Raw genomic sequence first — 7,520 nt, 5'->3', positions numbered from 1 at the left:
AGCAAACTTTAAGCATTACATTTGTAATATTCTACTTCCCAAAAATTTCAACGCATTGTTTAAGCTTATTAAGCACTTAAGCTTTTAAAGTTAAACCTTTACAAGATAAGATTAGTAAGATTTAGCTTGCTCCTACATTATGTAAATACAGAATCTAGGCAAACTTGCAAGTGTCTAAACAATATAGCGAATGAGGGTGTTCTTTTGCTTATTTTTATCACATAGATGAAAATCAGCAACGATCTTTGAAATCTAAGCAAGAAGATTTAAGCTAGGCGTCTATATAGACTCCAAAATGACTTAAATCTCTTAATGTTAATAATCTATACAACTCGACTATGACTTTGGTTTTATCTAACGATAAGACAAAGTGATAAGTTTTGTGATTTGACAAAGAGATTAGGACAAATAATCCAAACAAGCAGAATTACATCAGCATAATTATTATGCGAAGTGTGATTTTGGAAAATCAATTGCAAAGGATTTTGAGTGAGATTTGAAAGCTTTCAAGCGAAAAGTCGAAAGGAGCGCACTAAGCGTGCGTGACTAAGACTTGAGCGCAGAATCTTTCAAATATCGCCAAAAGCCGAAGCAATTTTTATGGAGAGTTTGGGCTCATTATTTTGATAGCTCAAACTCCCCATTAACTATGGAGAGTTTGATCCTGGCTCAGAGTGAACGCTGGCGGCGTGCCTAATACATGCAAGTCGAACGATGAAGCTTTTAGCTTGCTAGAAGTGGATTAGTGGCGCACGGGTGAGTAACGCATAGATAACATGCCTCATAGTCTGGGATAGCCACTGGAAACGGTGATTAATACTGGATACTCCCTAAGGGGGAAAGTGGCTCTTAATTTAGAATTCATCACTTGTATGAAATTCGTCTTTGGGCGATAAATGCACGAGTGCTTAAAAAATAGTCAGTCACTACCGATTAGGTAGCTCCTTCCTATTTTCTTTCACACTCGCACATTTCTCATCCCAAATACTAAAATTTCATCAAACTAGATTTTGCAATATAAAATTCTAGTATCTTGTGATGATTTTTAAGGTTGTGGTGTAATGAACGAATGAGACGCACTAAGCGTGCGTCGCAGTGAGTGAATGCGCCATCTCCTTAAAAAGCGCACAAGAGACGAATTTTAAATTAAGAGCTTACGCTATGAGATTGGTCTATGTCCTATCAGCTTGTTGGTGAGGTAATGGCTCACCAAGGCTATGACGGGTATCCGGCCTGAGAGGGTGATCGGACACACTGGAACTGAGACACGGTCCAGACTCCTACGGGAGGCAGCAGTAGGGAATATTGCTCAATGGGGGAAACCCTGAAGCAGCAACGCCGCGTGGAGGATGAAGGTTTTCGGATTGTAAACTCCTTTTGTTAGAGAAGATAATGACGGTATCTAACGAATAAGCACCGGCTAACTCCGTGCCAGCAGCCGCGGTAATACGGAGGGTGCAAGCGTTACTCGGAATCACTGGGCGTAAAGAGCGCGTAGGCGGGAAGCTAAGTCAGATGTGAAATCCTGTGGCTTAACTGCAGAACTGCATTTGAAACTGGCTTTCTAGAGTGTGGGAGAGGTAGGTGGAATTCTTGGTGTAGGGGTAAAATCCGTAGAGATCAAGAGGAATACTCATTGCGAAGGCGACCTGCTGGAACATTACTGACGCTGATGCGCGAAAGCGTGGGGAGCAAACAGGATTAGATACCCTGGTAGTCCACGCCCTAAACGATGAATGCTAGTTGTTGTGAGGCTTTGTCCTTGCAGTAATGCAGCTAACGCATTAAGCATTCCGCCTGGGGAGTACGGTCGCAAGATTAAAACTCAAAGGAATAGACGGGGACCCGCACAAGCGGTGGAGCATGTGGTTTAATTCGAAGATACACGAAGAACCTTACCTAGGCTTGACATTGATAGAATCCGCTAGAAATAGTGGAGTGTCTAGCTTGCTAGACCTTGAAAACAGGTGCTGCACGGCTGTCGTCAGCTCGTGTCGTGAGATGTTGGGTTAAGTCCCGCAACGAGCGCAACCCTCGTCCTTAGTTGCTAGCAGTTCGGCTGAGCACTCTAAGGAGACTGCCTTCGTAAGGAGGAGGAAGGTGAGGACGACGTCAAGTCATCATGGCCCTTACGCCTAGGGCTACACACGTGCTACAATGGGGCGCACAAAGAGAAGCAATAGCGTGAGCTGGAGCCAATCTCTAAAACGCCTCTCAGTTCGGATTGTAGTCTGCAACTCGACTACATGAAGCTGGAATCGCTAGTAATCGTAGATCAGCTATGCTACGGTGAATACGTTCCCGGGTCTTGTACTCACCGCCCGTCACACCATGGGAGTTGTATTCGCCTTAAGTCGGGATACTAAATTGGTTACCGCCCACGGCGGATGCAGCGACTGGGGTGAAGTCGTAACAAGGTAACCGTAGGTGAACCTGCGGTTGGATCACCTCCTTTCAAGAGTAATGATAAGCCATTCATTTGGTCTTATCCAAACCCTTAATGAGTTTATATAGAAAGACAGCTTTTAGATTCTTGCTTAGTTTTCAGAGATTGTTGCTGGTTTGGTTGCAAATAGCAGAGATGCATAGGCACAAGGTTTGCATATTGCACTTGTGAAGCGGAAACTAGATGTAGATTCTGATTATTTGGAATCTAATTTTTATAGATTCTATTAGAAAGAGCAATTTAGCTTCTGCTATAAAGCAATATTGCAATGCTATTTTTTCTTTAGGCAAGGAAGAATTTTAAAAACTGCAGGGAGTTACCTTTAAGGGTAATGACCAAAGTTTTTAGAATTATGACACCGCATAAAGGAAAAAGAGTTTGCAGGATAGAAAATCTAGGATTGTAGATGAGAAATCAAGGCTATGACTTGCGAATAAGGAGATAAGACATAAAGTCTATCGACGAAATGAGCAAGGAATTCCTTGAGCCCTAAAAGCAACTAGATTCTGCTATAAAGCAATATTGCAATTGCAAAGATTGTGCTTATATTTTGTTTGTAGGCAAGGCGGATTCTTATATTTCGCAAGGAATTACCTAAATGGTAATGACTAAGAAATATAAGAATCCAACGCAGCATATAAGCAAAAGAAAGCACAAGATTAGGGGCTTATAGCTCAGGTGGTTAGAGCGCACCCCTGATAAGGGTGAGGTCGGAGGTTCAAGTCCCCCTAAGCCCACCATCTTAAGGGGAATTAGCTCAGCTGGTAGAGCGCCTGCTTTGCACGCAGGAGGTCAGCGGTTCGATCCCGCTATTCTCCACCATCATCCTTTTACCAAATCAAATCATCTATGTTGATAAGCAATACACCCTAAGTTCCTAATAGTTCTTAGTAGAATCTAGTATAAATAGAAAATATGTAAATATATACTTATTTGCTAGATTCCATAAATTCTATAAGGGCTAGATAGATTCTAGATTCTAGAATCTAAATAAAGCCTAATGAGAGTTTTAAGGGAAAGGTAGCTTAAAGTAAGAAGTTTAAGGTGGCTCAAAGTAGCCCAAGATAGCTTAAAGTAGCTTAAAGCAAGAAGCCAAAAAAGTAGCTTAAAGCAAAACGCTTAAGATAGCTTAAAGAGAAATCATCTTAAAGCAAGCATAAATCTTTAATAAGCTCCAAGCCTTTACCTCTTAGCATTCTCATTAGACTTTAGTCTAAGCGTTATTTAACATTTTATTGTCAATAGCCTAAAAAGTATAAAACTACAAGACTCACAACTCTTTATTGTAGAGTGTCTAAGACACACTCAATAAGGCAGTGACTTTAGAATATGTTTTATCCTACTTTAAGCTTAAGAGATTATGAGCAAAAGCGTAATCTCTACCAAAAATAAGCTTAATAAGGGCAAATGGTGGATGCCTTGGGTGATAGAGGCGATGAAGGACGTACTAGACTGCGATAAGCTACGGGGAGCTGTCAAGAAGCTTTGATCCGTAGATTTCCGAATGGGGCAACCCAATATACAGCAATGTATATTACCTTTAATGGAGCGAACCTAGCGAAGTGAAACATCTCAGTAGCTAGAGGAAAAGAAATCAAACGAGATTCTCTTAGTAGCGGCGAGCGAACGGGGAAGAGGGCAAACCAGTAGCTTGCTATTGGGGTTGAGGACTGCAATATCCACTTAGAGAATCTAGCAGAAGTATTTGGAAAGATACATCATAGAGGGTGATAATCCCGTATGCGAAAGATTCTCTATAGGTAGCAGTATCCAGAGTAAGCCAGGACACGAGAAATCCGGGCCGAAGCCGGGGAGACCACTCTCCAACCCTAAATACTACTATCACACCGATAGCGCACAAGTACCGTGAGGGAAAGGTGAAAAGAACCGCAGTGAGCGGAGTGAAATAGAACCTGAAACCATTTGCCTACAATCATTCAGAGCCCTATGATTTATCAGGGTGATGGACTGCCTTTTGCATAATGATCCTGCGAGTTGTGGTATCTGGCAAGGTTAAGCAAACGCGAAGCCGTAGCGAAAGCGAGTCTGAAAGGGCGCTTAGTCAGATGCTGCAGACCCGAAGCGAAGTGATCTATCCATGGCCAAGTTGAAGTAAGTGTAATAGCTTATGGAGGACTGAACTCGTACCCATTGAAACGGGTTGGGATGAGCTGTGGATAGGGGTGAAAGGCCAAACAAACTTCGTGATAGCTGGTTCTCTTCGAAATATATTTAGGTATAGCCTCAAGTAATAGTAATAGGGGGTAGAGCTCTGATTGGGCTAGGGCTGCTCACCGCGGTACCAACCCCTGTCAAACTTCAAATACCTATTACCGTATCTTGGGAGTCAGGCGGTGGGTGATAAAATCAATCGTCAAAAGGGGAACAACCCAGACTACCAACTAAGGTCCCAAAGTTCTATTCTAAGTGGAAAATGATGTGAAGTTACTCAGACAACCAGGAGGTTGGCTTAGAAGCAGCCATCCTTTAAAGAAAGCGTAACAGCTCACTGGTCTAGTGATTTTGCGCAGAAAATATAACGGGGCTAAGATAGACACCGAAGTTGTAGATTATGCGTTAGCATAGTGGTAGAAGAGCGTTCGTATTGCGTTGAAGGTATATCGGCAAGAAGTGCTGGAGCGATGCGAAGTGAGCATGCAGGAATGAGTAGCGATAAAATATGTGAGAATCATATTCGCCGAAAGTCTAAGGTTTCCTACGCGATGCTCGTCATCGTAGGGTTAGTCGGGTCCTAAGCCAAGTCCGAAAGGGGTAGGCGATGGAAAATAGGTTAATATTCCTATACCAATAGTAGTGTGCGATGGAAGGACGCATAGGGTTAGGTGAGCCAACTGATGGAAGTGTTGGTCTAAGACCGTAGATTGGGGGAGAGGCAAATCCGCCCCTGTATTCGAAACTTGAAAGGCTCTTTGAAGTCTTCGGATGGAAAGGAGAATCACTGATACCGTCGTGCCAAGAAAAGTTTCTAAGTTTAGCTACTATTGCCCGTACCGCAAACCGACACAGGTAGATGAGATGAGTATTCTAAGGCGCGTGAAAGAACTCTGGTTAAGGAACTCTGCAAACTAGCACCGTAAGTTCGCGATAAGGTGTGCCGAAAATCCAGCAATGGGTTATTAGGTCTCAGCAAAGAGTCCCTCCCGACTGTTTACCAAAAACACAGCACTTTGCAAACTCGTAAGAGGAAGTATAAGGTGTGACGCCTGCCCGGTGCTCGAAGGTTAAAAGGATTAGTTAGCAGTAATGCGAAGCTTTGAATTGAAGCCCGAGTAAACGGCGGCCGTAACTATAACGGTCCTAAGGTAGCGAAATTCCTTGTCGGTTAAATACCGACCTGCATGAATGGCGTAACGAGATGGGAGCTGTCTCAACCAGGGATTCAGTGAAATTGTAGTGGAGGTGAAAATTCCTCCTACCCGCGGCAAGACGGAAAGACCCCGTGGACCTTTACTACAGCTTGGCACTGCCGATGGGAACATTATGCGCAGGATAGGTGGGAGGCTTTGAAATCTTCACTCTGGTGGAGATGGAGCCATCCTTGAGATACCACCCTTAATGTTTCTGTCTGCTAACTGGCTAGAGTTATCCTCTAGCAGGACAATGTCTGGTGGGTAGTTTGACTGGGGCGGTCGCCTCCTAAAAAGTAACGGAGGCTTGCAAAGGTTGGCTCATTGCGGTTGGAAATCGCAAGTAGAGTGTAATGGCATAAGCCAGCCTGACTGTAAGACAAACAAGTCGAGCAGAGACGAAAGTCGGTCATAGTGATCCGGTGATTCTGTGTGGAAGGGTCATCGCTCAAAGGATAAAAGGTACCCCGGGGATAACAGGCTGATCTCCCCCAAGAGCTCACATCGACGGGGAGGTTTGGCACCTCGATGTCGGCTCATCGCATCCTGGGGCTGGAGCAGGTCCCAAGGGTATGGCTGTTCGCCATTTAAAGCGGTACGCGAGCTGGGTTCAGAACGTCGTGAGACAGTTCGGTCCCTATCTGCCGTGGGCGTAGGAGAGTTGAGGAGAGCTGTCCCTAGTACGAGAGGACCGGGATGGACATGCCACTGGTGTAAGAGTTGTTCTGCCAAGAGCATCGCTCTGTAGCTACGCATGGATGTGATAACCGCTGAAAGCATCTAAGCGGGAAGCCAACTCCAAGATTAACTCTCCCTGAAGGTCGCAGCAAGACTAGCTGCTTGATAGGGTAGGTGTGTAAGCGATAGTAATATGTTTAGCTGACTACTACTAATAGACCGCTTGGCTTATTTATATTAAAGTGGATAAACAATCTAAGGCTCACTGCCTTATTGAGTGTGTCGGTTTTATACTTAAAGGATTCTAGGAAGTAATGACGCTTAGAAGTGTTTAGAGAAGTGCAAAAGACAAAATCTGTCTTAAAGTGTTTAGAATAAAAGCACAAGAAAGATTCTCTTTAAAGTGTTTGCAAATGTTGCTTACAAATATTGCTTGCAATAAAAAGCGATAAAAACATTAGAGAAAGCACCAAGCAAACAAAACAATAACTATAAAACTACCAGAATCTAAGGCTATTGCAATATGTCGTTGTTAATCTCCCTATAGGAAAATGGAAATAAGGGCAAATAGTCTTTTAAAGACCTTTAGATATTTAAAAGGCAAAAAATAAAAGAAAAAATTCTTTTAAAAAAGAAATGCCATCTTTTATAAAGCTTATAAGAAAAGGCTAAAATTATGATTTGTCTTTATTTCCCTTTTCCTTGTGTCTATAGAGAGGAGGACACACCCAGCTCCATTCCGAACCTGGCAGTTAAGCTCCTCTTCGCTGATGATACTGCACTTTGCAAGTGTGGGAATGTAGGTCGATGCAGGGATAGGGAAAATTCTGCAATATTCTATGCGCTAAATAATAAAAGCATCAAAAATAAAATAGAGTAGGGTAGTGTAGAGTTTGGGGGTTGCAATTAAAAGAAAGTTTTAGGATGGTTTGAAAGAGTATCAAAAAAATATTGTGAAGTTTGGGGATTATTGGGGAGTTATTGCAAAAAAGAGTTTTTAGAGAAAAAGAGCGAGGTAGTGTTGTATT

At 43.0% G+C, this 7,520-nt stretch carries 2 tRNA genes and 3 rRNA genes; all 5 read left to right on the top strand.

The window, feature by feature from the left end:
• Nucleotides 1–646 precede the first annotated feature (646 nt).
• The 5 genes from BKN38_RS09785 (at nucleotide 647) to rrf (ending at nucleotide 7,308) form a co-directional block, all read left to right on the top strand.
• Nucleotides 647–2,455 (top strand): 16S ribosomal RNA (locus tag BKN38_RS09785).
• Nucleotides 2,456–3,109: 654 nt separating this feature from the next.
• Nucleotides 3,110–3,186, top strand: a tRNA-Ile gene (locus BKN38_RS09780).
• A 6-nt stretch (nucleotides 3,187–3,192) separates the two neighbouring features.
• Nucleotides 3,193–3,268, top strand: a tRNA-Ala gene (locus BKN38_RS09775).
• A 564-nt stretch (nucleotides 3,269–3,832) separates the two neighbouring features.
• Nucleotides 3,833–6,728 (top strand): 23S ribosomal RNA (locus BKN38_RS09770).
• 464 nt (nucleotides 6,729–7,192) lie between these two features.
• Nucleotides 7,193–7,308: ribosomal RNA gene (gene rrf / locus BKN38_RS09765) — 5S ribosomal RNA — on the top strand.
• Together the 16S, 23S and 5S rRNA genes with 2 tRNA genes alongside form the textbook arrangement of a ribosomal RNA operon.
• Nucleotides 7,309–7,520: the final 212 nt, after the last annotated feature.

The sequence above is a fragment of the Helicobacter sp. CLO-3 genome (genome assembly GCF_001854545.1).
Classification (GTDB): domain Bacteria; phylum Campylobacterota; class Campylobacteria; order Campylobacterales; family Helicobacteraceae; genus Helicobacter_B.
The sequence above is the reverse complement of the archived record's forward strand: the minus strand, read 5'-3'. Positions and strand labels throughout refer to the sequence as shown.